At 58.9% G+C, this 19,768-nt stretch carries 19 protein-coding genes and 2 tRNA genes; 7 read left to right on the top strand and 14 right to left on the bottom strand.

Annotation, left to right across the window (positions count from 1 at the left end; translation table 11 throughout):
• Positions 1 to 493 precede the first annotated feature (493 nt).
• Positions 494 to 1,735 (top strand): hypothetical protein, encoded by a 1,242-nt coding sequence (locus DBR16_RS04745; RefSeq protein WP_125184499.1) that lies wholly within the window; start codon positions 494 to 496, stop codon positions 1,733 to 1,735.
• A gap of 2 nt (positions 1,736 to 1,737) precedes the next feature.
• On the opposite strand, the gene DBR16_RS04740 is transcribed toward DBR16_RS04745, so the two are convergent.
• Genes DBR16_RS04740 through DBR16_RS04725 form a run of 4 tightly spaced genes read right to left on the bottom strand, consistent with a single transcriptional unit; the run spans position 1,738 to position 6,779 of the window.
• Positions 1,738 to 2,712 (bottom strand): NADPH:quinone oxidoreductase family protein, encoded by a 975-nt coding sequence (locus DBR16_RS04740; protein WP_109260116.1) that lies wholly within the window; start codon positions 2,710 to 2,712, stop codon positions 1,738 to 1,740.
• Positions 2,709 to 4,040 carry a TAXI family TRAP transporter solute-binding subunit gene (locus DBR16_RS04735; protein WP_109260115.1) on the bottom strand — a complete coding sequence of 444 codons (1,332 nt, stop codon included), beginning with the start codon at positions 4,038 to 4,040 and terminating at the stop codon, positions 2,709 to 2,711. Before DBR16_RS04735 ends, DBR16_RS04740 begins: the two co-directional genes overlap by 4 nt.
• Entirely contained in the window at positions 4,037 to 5,314 is a 1,278-nt protein-coding gene (locus tag DBR16_RS04730; RefSeq protein ID WP_109260114.1) for a hypothetical protein, read from the bottom strand. The genes DBR16_RS04735 and DBR16_RS04730 overlap by 4 nt, the downstream gene beginning before the upstream one ends.
• 19 nt (positions 5,315 to 5,333) lie before the next feature.
• Positions 5,334 to 6,779, bottom strand: a complete 1,446-nt coding sequence (locus DBR16_RS04725) for an MBOAT family O-acyltransferase (protein WP_109260113.1) — start codon at positions 6,777 to 6,779, stop codon at positions 5,334 to 5,336.
• 145 nt (positions 6,780 to 6,924) lie between these two features.
• Here DBR16_RS04725 and DBR16_RS04720 point away from each other — a divergent pair, with 145 nt between their 5' ends.
• Both DBR16_RS04720 and DBR16_RS04715 read left to right on the top strand, forming a co-directional pair.
• On the top strand, positions 6,925 to 7,482 hold the full coding sequence (locus DBR16_RS04720) for a DUF5655 domain-containing protein (RefSeq protein WP_109260112.1): 558 nt from the start codon (positions 6,925 to 6,927) through the stop codon (positions 7,480 to 7,482).
• Between the two features lie 106 nt (positions 7,483 to 7,588).
• A complete protein-coding gene (locus DBR16_RS04715) occupies positions 7,589 to 7,951 on the top strand; it encodes a hypothetical protein (RefSeq protein WP_109260111.1) in 363 nt (120 codons plus the stop codon).
• Between the two features lie 18 nt (positions 7,952 to 7,969).
• On the opposite strand, the gene DBR16_RS04710 is transcribed toward DBR16_RS04715, so the two are convergent.
• The 8 genes from DBR16_RS04710 to murA all read right to left on the bottom strand — a co-directional run bounded on the left by DBR16_RS04710 (position 7,970) and on the right by murA (position 12,505).
• Positions 7,970 to 8,045: transfer RNA gene (locus tag DBR16_RS04710), tRNA-Phe, on the bottom strand.
• A 90-nt stretch (positions 8,046 to 8,135) separates the two neighbouring features.
• Positions 8,136 to 8,306, bottom strand: a complete 171-nt coding sequence (locus DBR16_RS04705) for a DNA gyrase inhibitor YacG (protein ID WP_109260110.1) — start codon at positions 8,304 to 8,306, stop codon at positions 8,136 to 8,138.
• Positions 8,303 to 9,382, bottom strand: a complete 1,080-nt coding sequence (locus DBR16_RS04700) for a ribonuclease E/G (RefSeq protein ID WP_109260109.1) — start codon at positions 9,380 to 9,382, stop codon at positions 8,303 to 8,305. The genes DBR16_RS04705 and DBR16_RS04700 overlap by 4 nt, the downstream gene beginning before the upstream one ends.
• Positions 9,379 to 9,963 carry a Maf family protein gene (locus DBR16_RS04695; protein ID WP_109260108.1) on the bottom strand — a complete coding sequence of 195 codons (585 nt, stop codon included), beginning with the start codon at positions 9,961 to 9,963 and terminating at the stop codon, positions 9,379 to 9,381. The genes DBR16_RS04700 and DBR16_RS04695 overlap by 4 nt, the downstream gene beginning before the upstream one ends.
• A 20-nt stretch (positions 9,964 to 9,983) precedes the next feature.
• On the bottom strand, positions 9,984 to 10,202 hold the full coding sequence (gene infA, locus DBR16_RS04690; RefSeq protein WP_019961978.1) for a translation initiation factor IF-1: 219 nt from the start codon (positions 10,200 to 10,202) through the stop codon (positions 9,984 to 9,986).
• 120 nt (positions 10,203 to 10,322) lie between these two features.
• Positions 10,323 to 10,799, bottom strand: coding sequence for a UPF0262 family protein (locus tag DBR16_RS04685; RefSeq protein ID WP_109260107.1), 477 nt, complete (start codon positions 10,797 to 10,799; stop codon positions 10,323 to 10,325).
• Positions 10,796 to 11,236 carry a DUF2948 family protein gene (locus DBR16_RS04680; protein ID WP_109260106.1) on the bottom strand — a complete coding sequence of 147 codons (441 nt, stop codon included), beginning with the start codon at positions 11,234 to 11,236 and terminating at the stop codon, positions 10,796 to 10,798. Before DBR16_RS04680 ends, DBR16_RS04685 begins: the two co-directional genes overlap by 4 nt.
• Before the next feature lie 9 nt (positions 11,237 to 11,245).
• Entirely contained in the window at positions 11,246 to 12,505 is a 1,260-nt protein-coding gene (gene murA, locus DBR16_RS04675) for a UDP-N-acetylglucosamine 1-carboxyvinyltransferase (protein ID WP_109260105.1), read from the bottom strand.
• A 283-nt stretch (positions 12,506 to 12,788) separates the two neighbouring features.
• Here murA and DBR16_RS04670 point away from each other — a divergent pair.
• Together DBR16_RS04670 and DBR16_RS04665 are read left to right on the top strand one after the other, a co-directional pair.
• Positions 12,789 to 12,863, top strand: a tRNA-Thr gene (locus DBR16_RS04670).
• A 5-nt stretch (positions 12,864 to 12,868) separates the two neighbouring features.
• Positions 12,869 to 13,885, top strand: a complete 1,017-nt coding sequence (locus tag DBR16_RS04665) for an alpha/beta fold hydrolase (protein ID WP_109260104.1) — start codon at positions 12,869 to 12,871, stop codon at positions 13,883 to 13,885.
• Here the strand turns inward: DBR16_RS04665 and DBR16_RS04660 are convergent.
• On the bottom strand, positions 13,882 to 14,385 hold the full coding sequence (locus DBR16_RS04660) for a hypothetical protein (RefSeq protein ID WP_109260103.1): 504 nt from the start codon (positions 14,383 to 14,385) through the stop codon (positions 13,882 to 13,884). The two genes, DBR16_RS04665 and DBR16_RS04660, sit on opposite strands and share 4 nt — an antisense overlap.
• Before the next feature lie 100 nt (positions 14,386 to 14,485).
• Complete coding sequence (locus DBR16_RS04655) at positions 14,486 to 16,126, bottom strand: DUF2793 domain-containing protein (RefSeq protein ID WP_109260102.1); 1,641 nt, start codon at positions 16,124 to 16,126, stop codon at positions 14,486 to 14,488.
• 150 nt (positions 16,127 to 16,276) lie between these two features.
• Between DBR16_RS04655 and DBR16_RS04650 the strand changes: the two genes are divergently transcribed.
• On the top strand, positions 16,277 to 17,629 hold the full coding sequence (locus tag DBR16_RS04650; RefSeq protein WP_161539412.1) for a methylmalonyl-CoA mutase family protein: 1,353 nt from the start codon (positions 16,277 to 16,279) through the stop codon (positions 17,627 to 17,629).
• Positions 17,626 to 19,758 (top strand): methylmalonyl-CoA mutase, encoded by a 2,133-nt coding sequence (gene scpA / locus DBR16_RS04645; protein ID WP_109260100.1) that lies wholly within the window; start codon positions 17,626 to 17,628, stop codon positions 19,756 to 19,758. Before DBR16_RS04650 ends, scpA begins: the two co-directional genes overlap by 4 nt.
• The last annotated feature ends 10 nt before the right edge of the window (positions 19,759 to 19,768 follow it).

The following is a 19,768-nucleotide window of genomic DNA, read 5'->3' as shown; positions in this document are numbered from 1 at the left end:
AAAGGTCTGGATGGGCGCTCGTGAGCGGCTGATGCCACGCCGTGCAAGCGGCACACATCGCCTTATCCCCGTTGCGCCCGAACCGCTTACACTTGCCGCGTGAAAGCCTGCGCAGGTTGCGGCTCTGCGCCGGCCGTGGTGCGCGCCGGACTCCGGAAAACAGCCGGAGACAATTGGAGACAGTTGGAGTCGCGCTGGAGATGTCTGGAAAGATGAGAACAAGCGGAAACGCCTTGCCCCACACACGATCCGGGCGCGCGCCCGCCCGGCCCGCCGGAGCAATTGTAGTTGTAGTTGTAGTTGTAGTAGTAGTCGTAGGAGACAAAATTTGAAAAACCGGAATCTTATCCACGCCCGGCGCTGGCCATGCGCCGTCCGGCCCGAACCCGGCCCGATTGCCCGGGCAGAACGGGGACAGGACTCGCGGGAAGGGAATCCCGATTACAATCCCTGCACACATGCGGCATAGTTCGGCCCGACAGGAGGTGACAGCGTGATCAAGGCGATAATGGGACTTTTCAGGCGATCGGGCGGCGGCATGGCGGCGGCCGGCAAACGCGCGGCTCAGGCCAGCGCGGTGAAAGCGGCCGGCACGCATTCTTACGGCGCGCATGCGGAAGTGTCGGAAGACGCGCGCGATGTCGAAAAGGCGCTGTTTTTCAAAAGCTTTCCGCGCCCGAAAATCATCGCCCTGCGCGCCTCCGAGGTCGATCACGAGGCCGCCCAAGCCTATGCCGAAAAAGCCCGGCGTTTCTTTGCCCACCCGATCAATCTCTTCAATCAGAGCAATGTCTTCTACGAGGAATCCGAAGCCGGATATATCGAGTCCATCTATGGAAACGAGGCGAAAAGCTCGGCGCTGTCCGGCGAAGAAGATGCGCCCAACGAGAAGCTGAAAACCATCGAGGAAGAAGACCGGTATTATGTCGGCACGCTGACGCGGATGCGGCATACGACCAATCAGAATACGGCGACCTATTTTCTGTGGCTGCTGACCGCCGGGATGGTGCTCGGATTTGCACCTTTTTTTGCCGCTTTCATCGACCATGCACGCGGGCGCGATGTGTTCGCCGGCCTGCAAATCCTCCAGGATCAATGGATGTTGCTCAGCCTGATCGGGCCGGTCCTCGGCCTCGGCTTTGCGACCTTTTCCTACTATGTCAGCTACAAGAACCAGCAGATCCGCAACACACAGAATTTCAACGGCTATATCGAAACGCGGCTGAACCGGATCAATACGATCCGCGCCGATGCGTTGAAGGAATCGGCGAATGCGGAGAAGGAAAAATCCAATGAGGCCGAAGTGCTCACCTCGGCCGTCGACTGGATGCTCTGCTATCACTGGATGATCTGGCGGTCCTTCCTGAACGAGCAGGGAATCCGCAACATATTGTTCCAGATCCGGCGCAATACCGATCTTTATAAATGGGGCAGTTTTCTGGTTCTGCTCGCCGCCAATGCCGGCTTCGTCGCGGCCAGTTTCTCCTTCGGTCTGGAATGGCCCGAGGCGCTGACCATCGCGGTCGCGTCGACCATCTGGTTTACCGTCCTGCCCTATTTCTACATCTTCCACATCTGTGCTGACCCGGCGTCTCTGGTGGAGCGGAAAATGTATGCCAGCGAATGGGCACGCTTTCATACGTCCGGGATCGACAAGGGGCTGGAAGACCAGATCCGGCGCGACAAGGGAGAGATTCTCCACTATCGCAACCGGTTGAAAAACGAAAGCTTCTAGCTTCAGGCGGTGAGAACGACCTTGCCCTTGACGCGGCGTTGCATCAGATCGTCAAAGGCTTTCGTGACCTCTTCAAGCGGGTAGCTCGCCGAGACCATGGGCTTGATCTGACCCTTGGCATAAAGCTCGAACAACTCGGCCATGTTCTTTCCGTTCTCCTTCGGAAACTGGCCGGCCCAGGCGCCCCAGAAAACCCCGCGGATATCGCGGCTGTTCAGCAAGGCCAGGTTCAGAGGCATCTTCGGAATGTCACCGGCGGCAAATCCGACCACCAGGAAACGCCCGCCCCAGCCAAGACCGCGCATGGCCGGTTCCGAGAAGGGTCCGCCAACCGCATCATACACCACATCCGCGCCCTTGCCGCCGGTCAATTCCTTGAGGCGGGCTTTCAGGTCTTCCGTTTCGTAATCCACCAGCTCGTCCGCTCCGGCCTGTTTCGCCGCGGCGAGCTTGTCTTCGCCCCGGGCGCAGGCGATGACACGGGCACCATACGCCTTGCCCAGCTGGCAGGCCGCCGTGCCCACACCGCCGCCCGCGCCCAGCACGACCAGGGTTTCGCCTTCTTTCAATTCGGCGCGCTGTTTCAGGGCGTGAATGGTCGTCGCATAGGTGGTGATCAGGGCCGCCGCTTCTTCAAACGGCATGGCATCGGGAATGGGCGCGACCTGGGCGGCGGCGGTCGCCACCTTTTCCGCAAAGCCGTTCAGCAGGGTCGCCGCGACCACGCGGTCACCGATTTTGAAGCCCGTCACGCCTTCGCCAATGGCCGAAACCGTGCCGGACACCTCGCCCCCCGGGATAAACGGGAGGGGCGGCTTCATCTGGTATTTGCCTTCCACCAGCAGGATATCCGGGAAATTCACGCCCGCCGCCTTCACTTCGATGACGAGATGACCGGCGTCGGCTTTCGGGTCTTCGACCTCTTCGATGCTGAGCTGCTGGTAGGGCGCAAATTCCTTGCAAACAACGGCTTTCATGAATTGTCTCTCTCTTGCTTCGCGTGATCCTGCATCAATTGCTCAACATAGGCGATATGGGTCTGAAGCACATAGACCTCATCAAAGAAGGTCCAGGGCACTTTCATCGCCCGAACATCGGATTTGAGGGTGGCGATCCGGGCCAGCAGCGCCGAATGATCCGGCGTCTCGCTCTTATCGAACAGGCTCTGCTCTATCACCCGCAAATCCCGATAAGAGCGTTTAATGCGCCTGTGAATTTGCCACAAATAGACAGGCGGGGCGGATTTGAACAAGGGGAGCAGCAAGGTGAGGACCGGTATGGCCAGGATCCAAATGCGATCGACGAGATTCGCGGCCCAGAAAGGAAGATAACGCTGCAGGAAGGCGGGTCCGCCACGATCATAATATCGGGCCGCCTCATCAGACAGGTCGAATGTGACCAGATCCCTGTTCGGAAAGTCCGCCGGCGCCGACAAAACGGTCCCATCCCGAAAGTCAGTATGCATGGCCTGCAACAACAATGACTGGATTGCCGGATGCAGGCCTTCCTGAATGACAGCTGCAGCCGCAGCGGCGACAAGCGGAATGTCCTGTGCCGGAATATCAGCGGCGGGATCAAGAACGCCTTCATGCAGAGTCACGATTGATAAATAGGGAAGCAAACGTACATAGGCCGGGCCGCGCTCAATCTGCATGACAATAATCCCGGGATCCGCCACAAGGTCACGAATGTAGGCAGGATCAGGCGATGTCATGAATGCCGCAATGTCGGCGTTACCGGTCCTCAGGGCCGCCGCAGCATCGCTTCCTGCCTCCTCGACCCAAATGGCGTTCTCAACGCCATTCAATTCGAACAATGTGGACAAGAGAACGCGTGTTCCTGACCCGATATCACCCGCAGCGATCCGCATGCCATCCAGCTCGCGGATGTCACTGACTGGCGTTTCGGCCGACGCGAATATCCAGAGCGGCTCGTAAAAAAGTGCCCCGAGCGATTGCAGTCGCCCCATGGCAACAAGCTCCGCACCGACGCCGCCCTGGACGATGGCGACATCCGCACTCCCGGCCATCAGCCGGTTTATATTTTCTGCAGAGCCGGCGGTTTCGATGAGTTCGACCGTCACGCCCTCGCTTTCCAGAAACGACGCCAAGCGGCGGCCGGCAGCATCATAGGCACCGCCTTGGCTGCCTGATGCGAGTGTGATTGATCTTGGCGGTGCCGGATCAAGCGACAATGCGATCCAGACCAGAATGAAGGTGACTATGAGTGAAATAGCTGACCCGATGAACCAGATCCACTTTTCGCTCACACTCAGTTTTTTCCAGCGCGCCAGAAGATTGCTCATCGCTCCCCCATTCCCTGTTCCCGTTGTTCAATCCGCGATACACGCCGTTCCAGTGAATTGAAATCGTCCCGGTTAAGAAAGACGTGTGGGCGCTCCTCAATGGGCGGCGGGTTGGCTTCCATGGCGTCATATTGTTCTGTCAGCCAGGCGGCCCATTCATCATTTTCCAGCCAGTCCGCCCGGCGCGCGGTTACATCGGCCCAGTGCTGGTCCAGGTTATCAGCGGTCAGGCGGACGCCGAACTGTTCCGGCGAGACGGGAGGCCTTCTATCCTCACCCAGCATGCGGTCGAGAATGGCAAGCCCCAGCGCGGGCCGGTAATGCGACGGTTCATAATACCAGGGATTCAACACATCGCCGGAGTGTGAGGGCGGCGCGCTCTGTGAAACTTCTGAAAATCCGGCAAAATCCCAGACCTCCAGCGGCTCCCCCGGAAAGCACGGCGCGCGTGACGGCGCCGGGTTGCGCGCGGCGGCCAGCCGCACCAGGTCGCGGCGGATCTGAAGATCAATCGGGTCGATCCCGGCTCGCCAGCGCGCTTCCTCAATGCGGGAATGAATAGGGTGGATGAATATCCGCACCTGAACGCCGCGCGCCAGCAGGGCATCTATTCCCCGGAACACAAAATCGGATCGTTCAGGATCATACACAAACCCCAAATAGCTGCGATAGCGTTTGGCAAGTTCCGTATCGAAGCGTTCGCGGGAATTTTCCGGCGCATAGGCGGTTTCCCAATCCACATCCGAACCGCCCGTCGCGTTGTCGATCACGGTCTGCAACGCCCGGGCAAAGGCATCCAGCGACAGCGAGGTCTGTATGTGGGATTGGAGTTGCGAACCGCCCGCCAATGGCGTCAGCCAGTAGGTCGCATCAGCGCGTGGGTAATCGCCGAATTCGCGCAGATCCAGGCCGATAATGGCGCAATCGAGATGATTATTTTCTGCTGCCAGCACAGCCGCATTGGCAAGCTCGAAGGCGTTGGTCCCCCCCATCGCCATGTTCTCAAAACCGCCCGGCCAGTCAGGGATGTTATCCGGGAAACCATCATGCGAGCGCGAGGATCCGAAGAGCAGGGTTCCTGCCTGTGTTTCGACCAGACCATGACCCACAGCGACCCGGTAGCCATCGGCATGAGCACGGGTGCGGCGCTCGTTTACACCCGGTATCTCGCTCCACGCATTCACATGATACGGATCGACGATGAAGGTGAAGCTGCCAAACAGGATCAGCCATGCCGCCAGCGTCAGCACCAGGCGCACAGCATAACCCTTCATCGTCAGGGGCGGTTTGGACTTAGAAGTTGTAATAGATAAACTCCGCGGTGTTCCAGGCGTTTACGATCGACAGGAAAAGCAGGAAGGCCAGCGTCCCCGATATCCAGGGGCGCGTGGTAAATCGCAGACCTTTTTGAGGCACCAGTCCTGCTGTTTTCAGCGTCGCGTCATCAAACCATTTCATGAAGACTGACGCGGTATCCGGCAATCCCCAGACAATCGCGAGGCCAATGGCGATGGCGATGAAGGGTTCGTCACCCACGCCCGGTCCGATGCCGTGCAGCCCTGCCATACCCTGTAACATCAAAAGCGCGGCATCAAATGATGTCGCACGGAAAAAGACCCAGGCGATGACGACAAAAAGAAAGGTAAAAACCACAGACACCCAGGGTGCGGATGGTAAGAGCCCGTTGGGCCGCACCTTGTTGAGCCAGTTGCACCAGCCCAGTGCCAGCCCGTGCAGGGCGCCCCAAAAAACGAAAGTCCAGGCCGCACCATGCCAGAGCCCGCCCAGCAGCATGACCACGGCAAGATTGATTGCCCGGCGCACCTGACCATTGCGGTTTCCCCCGAGTGGAATGTAGAGATAATCGCGCAGGAATTGCGATAAGGTGATGTGCCAGCGCCGCCAGAAATCAATGATCGACCGGGCCCGGTAAGGCGCATTGAAATTGATCGGCAATTTATAGCCGAACATGCGCGCCAAACCGATGGCCATGTCGGAATAGCCCGAAAAATCGAAGAATATCTGGAATGTGTAGCAAAGCGCGCCGGTCCAGGCTTCCAGCAGGCCGACTTCATCGCCGCGGGCCGCCGCCCCGAATGCGCTGGCGGCGAAGGGTTCGAAATTATCCGCCAGCAGGACTTTCTTGGAGATGCCGATGGCGAAGATGGACAGGCCGACACCGATATTCTCCGACCAGTCGTCCTTGCGCTGCGTGTCTTCATATTGCGGCGCAATCTGATCGTGGCGGACAATCGGACCGGCAATCAATTGCGGGAAAAAAGATACAAAAAGCCCATGGCCCAGCCAGCCGGAGGGCCGGGTTTCACGGCGTGCGACATCGACCAGAAAGCTGATCTGCTGGAAGGTGAAAAAGGAGATGGCGAGCGGCAGAGCAAAGCCCGGTAGTGGCAGATCAGTCCCTGCCACGGCGTTGATGTTCGACAGGAAGAAGTCCGCATATTTGAACAAGCCGATACTGGCGAGATTGAGCACCACGCCAATCGCCAGCCAGGGCTGTGGCCTCCATCGCGCAATGGCGAGACCGAAAAGGTGATTGATGATAATGGAGCCGAGCAATAGCGGCAGGTAGCGGACATCCCACCACGCATAGAAAACGAAGCTGGCAATCGTCAGCGCCACCAGCGCGGCATGGTGCGCCACCCATCGGCGCAGCACATAATAGACGCCGAGCGTTGCGGGCAGAAAAAGAAACAGAAATTCGAAGGAATTGAACAGCATTCATCCGCCCCGCGCGTGGCCGCAAATAGACTGTGCTTCACCGCGAGGGTCAATTGACGGAAACAGGCCGGACAATGCCGCGAATGTGACTTGATGCCCGGTCGGGAAGAGGCAAGATTTGTCAAAGCTGCATTCGGAGACTGATATGAGCGTACTGGATAAGGCTGCCGAAACCCAATTGGCGAATATCGAGACGAAGACCGGACGATCCCGCGCCGAGTTGTCGAAAGACATTCTGGCACAAGGCCTGTCCAGGCATGGCGAAATGGTGAGCTGGGTAAAAGAGACCTGGGGGCTCGGCCATGGCGATGCAAATACGCTGGTGCATGTCGCGCGGCGGTCTGTTGAAGACGCGGGCGCTCCCGCCGACCCGCTGGACGCCATCTATAGCGGCACAAAGGCACATCAGCGCCCGATCCATGACGCGCTGATGAAACGTATCAACGGTTTTGGCGCGTTCGAGACGGCTCCGAAAAAGAGCTATGTCGCTCTGCGGCGGAAGAAGCAGTTCGCCATGCTGGGCCCCAAAACCAAGGACCGCTTTGAACTCGGCATCAATCTGAAGGATGATGCCGATCACCCGCTGATGAAGGCCGTGCCGCCCGGCGGTATGTGTCAGTATATCGTCTCGCTGCATTCCCCAGACGAGGTTGATGATCGTATCATCGCCATTGTCCGTCGCGCTTATGACGCGGCAGGTTGATCCGGGCGCAGGATGAACCTGCACTCATGTTGCGTGTCAGCCCATATTCAGCTTGCAAGGGGCAGGCTTCCCGCATGAAACTGATTTATCGACGGGGAGGTTTGTCATGTTGTTCCGATTTCTGATCACTGTCGGGTCGCTGGTGGGGTTTGTCACCGGCGGTCTGGACCTGCTCGAGCGCTTCGGCGTTCCGGTCAATCAATGGCTGGCGGGCCTGCCGGACGTTGTCTCCGGCCTGTTTTACCGCTTCGGGTTTTTCGTGGACGAAACAGCCCTGGCCGTTTTCGGCGCGTCGGAGCCGGAGATGATGGTGCGCAACCACTCTGCGGATAGCGCAAATATGGATGGGGTGGCAGCCGCAAGCCCGATGATGGCTGGTGCCTCGAACGAAGCCCTGATCGTCTCCGGCGTCTTCACCCTGTTGATGCTGATCATCCTGATGATCGCCCCGCGGCGCCGGGAGCGGTGATTTTTGACTGGGTAAAAATGGTGCCCGGGGACAGAATTGAACTGCCGACACGCGGATTTTCAATCCGCTGCTCTACCAACTGAGCTACCCGGGCGCCTTGCAGGCCTTGCAGGACAAGGCCGTTTGAGAGGCGGGTTTATAGGCGGCAGATTGCAGCCTGTCCACGCCCTCTTGCGTTGAAAGATCAGTCTTCTGCAGAGGGATCAAGCAGGTCAGGGGGAGCTGGCGGACCGGGTATTGTGTAATCCTCTGCCAGCCAGTGGCCGAGATCGGCATCGGCACAGCGTTTCGAACAGAAGGGCAGCCATTTCTTCTCCGCCGGCTTCTTGCAGATCGGACACTTCACACCCTTCATCTCGCCGCCACAACCTCCATGAAATCACGCGGAACATCCTGCCGCGATTCGAGTGCGAAACGAGGACCGATCCGGTCAGTCATGGCGGCACGCCAGCCGATCGAATCCGCCTCAAGCCAGAGGGCGATTTTCGCAGATGTGCGCAGGACCAATTGCGTGGCGCGGTTGGCCATTGCTTCTTTTTCAAGCCCTCTGAGAGCGGTCAGCGCCAGTGTTTCAGCGGAAGCTAGCCCCGTCTGCCCGTCATTGATCACTTCGGCAATAGAGCGCCCGGTCCGCTGACGCACCAGCTCGATCAGGCCAAAGGGCGACATCGGCAGAACATCTATGCGGGCAGGGTCGGCTTTCAGGGCGCGCTTGAGCGCCCCTTCTACCGCCTTGCGGTCAGGCTGAGCGCGCAGATGCAGGCAATCCACCACAACATTGCCGCCAATCCCGCGCAGGCGGAGCTGACGGGCGATTTCGGGCATTGCCGCAACGTTGAGATCCAGCGCCAGTTTGCGGCCGGCCTTGGCGGTGCGTCCGGCACTGTCGATATCAATCGCGGTCAGCGCCGATGTCGGCTCGATGATCAGCACGCCGCCCCCGGGAATCGGGATGCGAGACGTCATGGCCGCCTCGATGGCGGCTGAAATATCTATTCCGGCCTCATCAGCCCAGATTGCTTCGGCCTCGGGATAGCGGCGCAACAGCCGCTCAGCCAGATTGGCATCGGCCTCAATCAGTTGCGGTGCATCGCCCGATACGTCACGCTCGGCCAGCGTCAGGGTCGGGCCCTTCTCGGCAAAGGCTTCACGGGTCACGCGCACAGGGATCGCCGCGCCTTCATGCAGACCGGACGGTCGCCCCGCCTTGCCGAAGGGCAGAAAACCTGGCTCGCCACGGCCCAGATCGACAAAGGCGGCATTGAGCGCCCCCTCGACCTTCCTCACGCGGGCCAGAAAAAGTTCGCCGGCAAAGGCGCGCTGGCCCTGTTCGGACCAGCGGTCGAAATGAAGCTCAACAATCTGCCCGTTCTCGACGATGGCGGCGCGGGTTTCACCGACCCATTCCTCGACCGCAATCTGCCGGTTCATGAGGACAGCACCGGATAGCCAAAGCCGCGGAGGAGATTTGCGGTTTCATAAAGCGGCAGCCCCATCACACCGGAATAGGAGCCCGCCAGGCGCATGACGAAGGCCTCGGCCATGCCCTGAATGCCATAACCACCGGCCTTGCCCTGCCATTCGTTGCTGGCGACATAGGCGTTGATTTCATCCTCTGACAGGCGTTTGAAGGTGACCCGGGTTTCCACAAGCCGCGAGGCCATGCGGCCATCGGGGGCCGTCAGTGCCACGCCGGTCCAGACGCGGTGACCGCGCCCCGATAGCAGAGCCAGGCACTTGCGCGCCTCGGCTTCATCCTCGGTCTTTGGCAGAATGCGGCGGCCCACTGAGACCACTGTATCCGAGCCGAGCACGATGGCATCGCTTGCTTCCACGGCCGCAGCTTTTGATCGCGCTAACCTTTCGGCCAGTTGCCGCGGTGTCTCGCCCGGGATTTCGGATTCGTCGATATCGGCGGGGCGGATCTCGTCCGGCTCCACACCGATGCGGCGCAGCAATTCCAGCCGCCGCGGAGAGGCGCTGGCCAGCACAAGGCGCAAGGGCTCAGTCATGCCAGCAACACGCCTGAAAATTACTTGAAGCGATAGGTGATCCGGCCTTTGGTCAGATCATACGGCGTCATCTCGACAAGCACCTTGTCGCCGGCAAGAACGCGAATACGGTTCTTGCGCATCTTGCCCGCCGTGTGGGCAATGATCTCGTGATCATTTTCCAGTTTCACGCGGAAGGTGGCATTCGGAAGCAATTCCGTCACCTCGCCGGGAAACTCCAATAGTTCTTCTTTCGCCATGAGCTCCTCTTGTTGGCGGTGAATCAACGCTCAACCCTAACACAAATGGTCAAGCGGCGCGGTATATAGACTTGGCGGCCGCCACAAGTCGAGCCCAAAACCTGTTAATTGATTGCGAGATCAGTTGCTGCCCGCGCGATGGTGCAAGGCGCCAATCAGGGTGAAGAGGCGGCGGGCGGTCTCGAAATCAACGTCGATCTTGCCCATGAAGCGTTCCCGCAGGAGTTCGGCTCCTTCATTGTGCACACCCCGGCGCCCCATATCGATAGCTTCGATCTGTGCCAGGGAGGAATCACGCACCGCCTCATGATAGCTTTCGCAGATCATGAAATAGTCCTTGAAGATGCCCCGGAACGGGCCGAGCGAAAACATGAAGACGTGAACGGCCTCGCCGGCTTCGGTGCGGATATCGATGGCCAGCTTGCCATCATCAATCGAGAGATTGACGTTATAAGGCCCCAGATTATCGCCCTCGGGCGAGAAATGATTCGACTCAAGCAGGTCAGAAACCGCGACACGGCGTTCGCGATCCGCCGTCGTATCGCTGCCGGACAGGCCCAGCAATTCGATCGAGACAATATATTCCGAGGCACTCATTCGTCCGTCTCGTGTTTCGGACGCCCCTTGGCGGGCCAAGGCTCGGCGATATCAACCAGCAAAGCATCGATACATTCCACCTTGATGCGTAACTCGCCGCTGCCGGAAAAAGCGAGGCATATTTCGCCCCCGGGCGCATCGCCTTCCTCGAATATCAGGGATAATAACGACACGATGGCGCCCGGGGCATCCTGCTTCAGGCGTTTGGATCTGACATGCAGAACGCCTGAGACATCCAGGGCGGAACGCGTGCGCCATCCCTGACGGGCCTTGCCGTCTTCCCAGCGGAAACGGTTGAAAACCGCCGTAAACCGCCGCGTCTTGCGGTCAAAGGTGAAGTCACCCAGCTGCGCCACAGCATCCTGTAACGCGGCAGAAATCACAGCCAGATCGTCAGCATCCTGCGCTGCAAGCCTGATTGGTTGGCGTCGTGCCACGGTCCGGTCCTATTCCTTTATCCGTTCGATATCTGCGCCACAGCCGGCCAGTTTGGCTTCCAGATGCTCGAATCCCCGATCCAGATGATAGACTCGCCCGATCGTTGTTTCACCTGTGGCAACCAGTCCTGCTATCACCAGCGACACAGAAGCGCGCAAATCAGTGGCCATCACTGGTGCGCCCCGCAGTTTTTCAACGCCGGTCACAACCGCCTCATTGCCCCGCAGATCAATCCTTGCGCCCATTCGCATCAGCTCGGGCGCGTGCATGAAGCGGTTCTCAAAAATTGTCTCGCGAATGACGGACCGGCCTTCGGCCACGCACATCGCAGCCATGAACTGGGCCTGCTCATCGGTTGGGAAACCCGGATAGGGTCGCGTTTCCATATCGGTGGCCCGCAAGCGCCCTCCAGAGGCTTTGATGCGGACGCCCTCGTTTTCTTCGGAGACCGATGCGCCTGCCGCTATCATCAGGTCCCATAGAGCGGAATTATGCTTCCAGACCGCATCACGCAGCAGGACATCGCCGCCTGCTGTGGCCGCAGCCAGGGCATAGGTTCCCGTCTCGATCCGGTCCGGCACAACCGCATGACTGGCACCGGTCAAGTGGTCGACTCCTTCAATGGTGATGGTGGCACTACCCGCGCCAGATATTTTCGCGCCCATGGCGTTCAGGCAATTGGCGAGATCCTGGATTTCCGGCTCGCGTGCAGCGTTTTCCAGCACTGTTTCGCCTTTCGCCAGAACCGCCGCCAGCATGGCGTGTTCGGTCGCGCCGACGGAAACGAAGGGGAAAACAATCTGCGCGCCTACAAGGCCGTTTTTCGCCCTGGCCTCAACATATCCATCAGCAAGCTCGATCCCGGCTCCCAGCGATTCGAGCGCCTTGAGGTGGAGGTCGACGGGACGAGCACCAATGGCGCACCCTCCTGGCAGGGAGACGCGAGCCTCTCCATTGCGGGCCAGCAAGGGACCGAGAACATTAAAGCTCGCACGCATTTTTCGGACCAGGTCATAGGGCGCTTCGGCACTGGACAGGCTGGCCGTTTGCAAGGTCATTTCACTGCCATTGCGGGTAATATCTGCGCCCAGATGTTCCAGCAAGGTAGACAGAAACCGCGTATCGGCGAGATCGGGCATCCGTGTGAAGGTCAGTTTTTCGCCGGTTAGCAGCGTGGCGACCATCAGCTTCAGCGCCGAATTCTTGGCGCCTGAAATCGTCACTTCACCGCGTAAAGGGTTGCCGCCGCGTATTTTTATCGAATCCATGAAACCCTGCTTTTGCCTGTGAACCGCAACAGTTCAACCCCTGCCAATGGCCATTTCAAGGCATTCTGGCAGCCTTCGCTGCGGCTTTCCGGCGGCGCAAATTCTTGCGTAGCGCCGCCGCAAGGCGAACTTCGCGGCTGGTGCCAGGTTTTGGGCGGCCGGATGTTTCACGAGAGGCGTCTTTCTTACTCATGGACACTGATGTGACGATGCTGCACCTTCTCGTCAAGGCGGACTTGGCGAGCGCGGTAGCATGGGGTATACGCCGCGATCCATGGCTTTGGCCGCAGTAGCTCAGTGGTAGAGCGCATCATTGGTAATGATGAGGTCGGCAGTTCAATCCTGCCTTGCGGCACCATTTTCATGACTCTTTTTCCTGAAACCTCTCCTTTCGAAACCGGCTTTCATTCCACAGATGACGGTCATTCGCTGTATTGGGAAAGATGCGGGAAAAAAGGCGGCCTACCCGCTGTCTTTCTGCATGGCGGGCCAGGGTCCGGCTGTACCTCAACCCATCGCCGGTATTTCGATCCGGATGTGTTTGACGTGGTGCTGTTTGATCAACGCGGCTGCGGCCGATCAAAGCCGCTCTTCTCGCTGGACGGAAATACGACTCAAAACCAGATCGCGGACATTGAGACCTTACGATCACACTTCGGGTTTGAGCGCTGGATCGTGGCCGGCCCCTCCTGGGGATCAACGCTCGCCCTCGCCTATGCCGAGACCTGCCCGGATGCCATCGGTGGCCTTTTGGTAGAAGGCATTTTTCTGGCGTCAGACAAAGAGCTGGCCTGGTGGCATTGCACGCCCGGCGCGCCCGGCCTGTTTCCCGATGCGTTCGAGGATTTTCTCGGCGGAATGGCCGGTCCGGATCATATGAATGTGCGAGCTTTTTTCGCCTCGGTCCGCGATGCCATGCATGAGGAGATTGATTCACGAATGCCAGACCTCAAGCGTCTGGCAGATCCCTCTGTCTCTCTGACAGAATTGCGGCGATCCTTGCTTTACCGGTGGACCGAATACGAGGATCGCATCTCCCGGCTCGACGCCTCGCCCGAACATGTACGCCAAAGCCTTGCCGGACGCGGGCCGGAATTCGTGGCGGCGCATTCGCTCATAGAAGCGCAGTATTTTGCCAATGGCTGTTTTCTTCAGCCGGACGAGCTGATCCGCAATGCAGGTCGCCTTGCCAGCATTCCGATGGAAATCATCCAGAGCCGGTATGACATGGTGTGTCCTGCCGACGCTGCGTTCCGGCTGAAAAATGCCTGCCCGCATGCAAGGCTGACCCTGATCCAGCAAAACGGCCATGCCATGACCGAAGCCGTTTATCCCGCCCTGAAAGCGTCGCTGGCCCGGCTTGCAAAAATTGCCGCCTAGCGCCGGGGTAAAGGCCGCGCACGGTCTCCGAACCACCACAATGTCGCAGCACTCGCCGTAAACGCGATGTTGGAAATGAAGTATCCGATGAATTCAGCTTCCACATCGTCAGCTATGAAATGATCTGCGGTGCCATTCATGACGGCAAAGAAAACAATCAGGTAAAGCGCCCACAAGAGCGGTGTCAGAACCGGCCGAACGAGTGCGCGAACAGCGGATACCCAAGCATAGCCGGACTCAAGTGCTGCATCGCCGCGGAAACTTTCGCCGAGCGCATCAAACCGTGCCGTTTGCAACGCTGTTTCACGTTCGCTCTGCGCTGCTGAAGCTGCGTTCCGGGCACGCAGTTCTTCCATTTGCAATTCGTGTGTCCAGCGTTCCCGTTCCTGGCCGAACTCCGCACGGCGCTCGAAATACCCGGTAATGCGTCCCAATGCTGTCCCCAGAGTGCCGAGAAGACCGCCCGACAGGGCCGACGCGCCGATATCTGCGATATCCATCGTCTATACCTCCGCACCGAAATGTACAGTGCATTTCGCGTTTATGATGCGCGCAGTATCGCGCGAGGGAGAGTCAAACGTTTCTGTCATGTGGAACCTCCTAGAGTTCAGCGCTGGCCGTGGCGTGCGCACGGGCCAGTTCCAGCGCGGAATGCGACGCTGATTGAAAGCCTGCAGAAGCGGCAGAAATGTTGAGCGGCAGCACATTGAGATCGGTACCGTCAGCGTCGATTTTTCCAGTCGCAGCCGTTGCCGGCGAATAAATCGTCAGGCTGGGCGCGGCGCACATCTCTACCGGGAACCGCCAGTCAAATATTGCAGTCGTGGATGGACCGGACGTCGCACTCAGAAGGCTGCCCTGCTCAGTGGCACTGCCCGGCTCCACACCTTGCGGCCAGGTTTTCGCAAAATATCGCTGGCATGAACGTAGATTGTCGGCGGCGCTCAGGCGCTCGAACCGGCTGGCGACGGGGCCGCATTCCAGCTGGACGTCAGCGAGATCAATATCGACCGAGGTTTCTCCAGGCGATAAATGGAATTCCAAGCCGAGAAAATGTGCTGTTCCCAGGACTTTTCCGGACAGGCTGGTGACGGCGGCCGGGATTTCAAATCTCTGCCAATCCGTCGTCAGTGCAAGGGACTCCTGTACAAGATTCTCGGTCGCCGATCCGCCTGAGCCAAAATTCCGGCTGAGTCCTGAAATGAGTGTGACTGCGCGCGACCCCCGGGCGAAAAAACTCATCATGGCCTCGCCTGCTGGCAAAGACCGGACATTTTCCACACGCTGTTCAATCCGGGGGTTGCCGCTTGCCGTACCGGTCAGGCTCCAGTGCAGATGGTATGCCGGGGCACCGGGAATATCTGCCTGACCTGGCGCAAAACTTTCTTGCGATATGCTGGCAGCCATTCCGCCTTCCGACGCCAGGAGCCACCGGTCCAGCGTGTAGTTTCCCGCTGAAATTCCGGAGAAATCGGTACCCCGCTGGGCAATTGAAAAATCGCCATTGATCACAAGATTCCGGCGCTGGCCGGGCGCCGTGCCGTTGATGGAAGCTACTGTCAGACCGTCGCTGGCCGGAATGGAAAGCCGGGTTGGTGATGCACACAGCAATTCGGTCCAGCCGCTGCCATCATCGCTCATTTTCAGGAGAAGCTCATCGTCGCCGATCAATCCCAGTTCGGCGCGGCCGGAATACCCGCTCTGGAACAGCAGGGAGAGCACATCGCTGCTGGTTTCCTTGTTCAGGGTATATCGCAGATCACCTGAGCCACCCTCCCCCACCGTCTTTGCCGTCCACAAGGCAGCGTTCAGCTTGGCCGAGAGCGGGTTTGCCGCATTTGCCGTGGTGCCAATCCCCAGAAAGTCGAGGCCTTGCAGTTCGCCGATCGTGTCACCGGCGGCAATCCAGCCGGTTCCGTCGAAAATGACGGCACCTGCTTCGTCGCTGACCCAGACGGTCAGACCTTCAACCGGCAGAATCTCCGTCCACTCCCCATCCCGGAAAAATGCCAAACTGTCCGGCGACATCAGGGACCATGCCTCCCCTGACCTCCCCGCTGTAAGAATGTAGGCATCGCCTTCGGCCGAGCCAGATGGCTCCGCCTCTACCGTGCGGCTCAAGGCGCGCGCCTGAACCAGACCATCCAGCCGCCGGAATGTCTCATTTACAGTGACGTGTTTCTGGGCCTGCGCCGCCATGACGTAATCAAGTCCGAGCCGGGGAGAGTTTTCTGTGTTCATGCTAGCGAAGCTCCTTATTCGGACCTCAAGGCTAGACGCAGACCGGGACGGGGCGGATAACGTCAGGCGCTCTCCATGCCTTCGCGGCTTGACCTCTGGCCTTGCCCGCGCCTTTTTCTTCTCAAGAAAGCGGCCTGCAGGAATTCATTGATGACCGAAACGCTCCACACTCTGATTGACGGATTACCCACACGCAGCGCCGATCACTGGCGTGCACTGGCAGACGCAGCTTTACGCGGTGAAGACTTCGATACGACATTGGTGCGGCGCACGCCGGATGGCATTGAACGCGGGCCTGTTTTCTTCCAGGCGGATCGCCTCGGTGCCGCTGCTGCGCCTCGTACTGATGGGTTTCTGCCCTGGCAGATCCGGCAGTTTTTCACCGAATCCAGCCCGTCAGAGGCAAATACGGCAATCCTGGCAGACCTGATGGGCGGCGTTTCTGAAATCGGGCTGCATATTGACCCGCAGGGCGTTTTTGGCGTGGCCATTTCCGATCAGGATGACCTGGGCCGAGCGCTTGATGGCGTAGACGTTTCGATTGCGCCCGTGTTTCTGGAACCCGGACATGATTTCGACCCCGGCCTGTTTGCAGGCTGGATGAAAAAGGCGGGCGCGAACCGGGCCGGACTGGGTGTCGATGCCGCTGATGACCGCTTGGCCGACCTGGCCAAAAACCACCCTGGTTTTTGCATCGCCTGCATTGACGCCCGCGTCATCCACGAAACCGGGGGGACCGAAGCGCAGGAGCTTGCCTTTGCAGCTGCAGGGTTTGCTGAAGCCTTCGGCAAGCTCATTGAGGCAGGCCTTTCTGCCACCCAGGCGGCCGCACAGATCGAAGTCCTTTTTGCCGTCGACGCCGATATTCACCTGTCGCTTTCCAAAATCCGGGCAGGCTATCTGGTGCTCCAGAATATTCTGTCAGCATATGACGCCGCCTCCAGCGCGCCGAAGATTCGTGCAGTGACGTCTGGCCGGATGATGACGCGCCAGGCGCCGTGGACCAATATGATCAGAACGTCCGCCGCCGGGTTTGCCGCGGCCTGTTCCGGCGTGACCAGCCTCACCATCCTTCCGGCGACCCACGCCCTCGGCCGGCCCGACCGGCTGGCGCGCAGGGCTGCCAGAAATCTGCACATTCTGCTGCAGGAAGAATCGCATTCCGGCCTGGTGGATGATCCGGCACGTGGTTCCTATCTGCATGAGCATCTGACGGTTCAACTGGCGGAAAATGCCTGGAAAATGTTCCAGTCGATTGAAGCCGATGGCGGTTATTCCGCGATCAGGGCCGGCCGCGAATTCGTCTCTCAGGTTGAAACGGCGAGGCAGACCTTGCTTGCCATGTATGAGCGCGGCGAACGCGTCCTGTTCGGTATCAACCGGTATGCTGCACCTGATCTGCGCGAGATGAAATATAAGGAGGGCCGGACACCACCCTCCAGCGTGCTGCTGTTTCCATCCATCCGGCTTGAGGATGCCGCGCAAAACGGAGCGAGTTCATGAGCCATCGCGTCGATTTCTCGAAACATGAATTCAAGGCAAATCTGTCCGGGAAAGGCACCGCTCAGACTCGCTGGAAAGCCCCGGAAGGTATTGAAATTAAATCTGATTATAGCGCGGAAGATGTTGATGCTCGCCTGTGCACGACCCTTCCGGGTGCCGCACCGTTCATTCGCGGCCCCTACCCGACCATGTTCCTGCAGCGTCCTTGGACGATCCGCCAGTATGCCGGGTTTTCAACGGCCAGAGACTCAAATGCTTTCTATCGCCGTAATCTGGCTGCGGGTCAGAAGGGTCTGTCGGTTGCTTTCGATCTGGCGACGCATCGTGGATATGACAGCGACCATCCACGTGTCGCCGGGGATGTCGGCATGGCCGGCGTGGCCATCGATTCCATTTATGACATGCGGGAATTGTTCGACGGAATACCGCTCGATGAAATGAGCGTTTCCATGACGATGAACGGTGCCGTCCTGCCGGTTATGGCCCTGTATATCGCAGCCGCCGAAGAACAGGGCGTCAAACCGGAACAGCTGTCGGGCACCATCCAGAATGACATTCTGAAAGAGTTCATGGTGCGTAACACCTATATTTATCCGCCTCAGCCTTCGATGCGGATCATCTCGGACATTTTCGCCTATACGGCTGAAAACATGCCGCGATTCAACTCCATTTCGATCTCCGGCTATCATATGCAGGAAGCAGGGGCACCGGCCGATATCGAGCTCGCCTATACGATTGCCGACGGCCTCGAATATATCAAAACCGGCATTGAGGCGGGGCTGGATGTCGACAGGTTCGCGCCACGTCTCTCCTTTTTCTTCGGCATTGGCATGAATGTCTTCATGGAGATTGCCAAATTGCGGGCCGCACGTCTTCTGTGGGCCGGGCTGGTGCAACAACGCTTCGAGCCCAAATCGGACAAGTCCATCTGCCTGAGGACCCATTGCCAGACGTCTGGCTGGTCCCTGACCGCGCAGGATGTATTCAACAATGTCGGACGTACGGCACTCGAAGCTATTGCGGCCATCGACGGTCACACACAGTCGCTTCATACCAATTCACTGGATGAAGCCTTGGCGCTACCAACGGATTTCTCTGCCCGCATTGCGCGCAACACCCAGCTGGTTCTGGCCGAGGAAAGCCGCCTGATCGACGCTATCGATCCATGGGGCGGATCCCATTATGTCGAGCGCCTGACACAGGACCTTGCAGCTCGAGCGCTCGATCACATCCACGAAATCGACGCACTTGGTGGAATGGCAAAAGCCATTGCTGAAGGCACTCCAAAGCTGCGGATCGAGGAAGCCGCTGCCCGGACCCAGGCTCGCATCGATAGTGGACAACAGACAATTGTCGGCATCAATAAATTCATCCTCGAGGAAGACGAGGACGTTCCGGTACTGAAAGTGGACAATTACCAGGTCCGCAAGGAACAGGAAGAGAAACTGAAGCGCATACGGGAGGAACGCGAAGACAGTGCTGTTGAGGCCGCGCTTATGGCACTGACCCGTGCCGCCCGCGAAGGCGGAAACCTGCTTGCGCTATGTGTGGACGCTGCCCGGGCAAAAGCCACTGTTGGTGAAATGTCAGCTGCGATGGAGCAGGTCTTCAATCGCCATGAAGCTGAAATCCGCGTTATCAAAGGGGTGTATGCCGACGAAGCCGGAACTGATGCCAAGGTGGCTGCAGCGGTCAAGGCCGCCCGTGCCTTCGAAAACCGCACCGGCCGTAAGCCAAAAATCCTGATCGCAAAACTCGGCCAAGATGGCCATGATCGCGGACAGAAAGTTGTGGCATCCGCTTTCGCAGATATGGGCTGGGAGGTGGTGATCGGCCCCCTTTTTCAAACACCGGAAGAGGCGGCCGAGCTGGCAGACGAGGAGAATGTCCACGCGGCGGCTATGTCATCACTGGCGGCTGGCCACCTTACCCTCTTGCCAGCTTTACGGAATGCCTTGCGTGATCGCGGACGTGAGGACATGCTGGTTATCGTTGGCGGGGTTATTCCGCCGGACGATGAAGCCGTCTTGCGTCAGATGGGAGCCGCAGCGGTCTTCCCGCCCGGAACCGTGATCGCGGAAAGCGCATTGAATCTCCTGCAACGCATGGAGGTCGCCGTAAAGTCTTGAGGAGACCGGC

This window comes from Hyphobacterium indicum (assembly GCF_003129605.1).
Taxonomy (GTDB): Bacteria; Pseudomonadota; Alphaproteobacteria; order Caulobacterales; family Maricaulaceae; genus Hyphobacterium; species Hyphobacterium indicum.
Note: the sequence above shows the minus strand (reverse complement) of the source record. Positions and strands in the feature narration are given on the sequence as shown.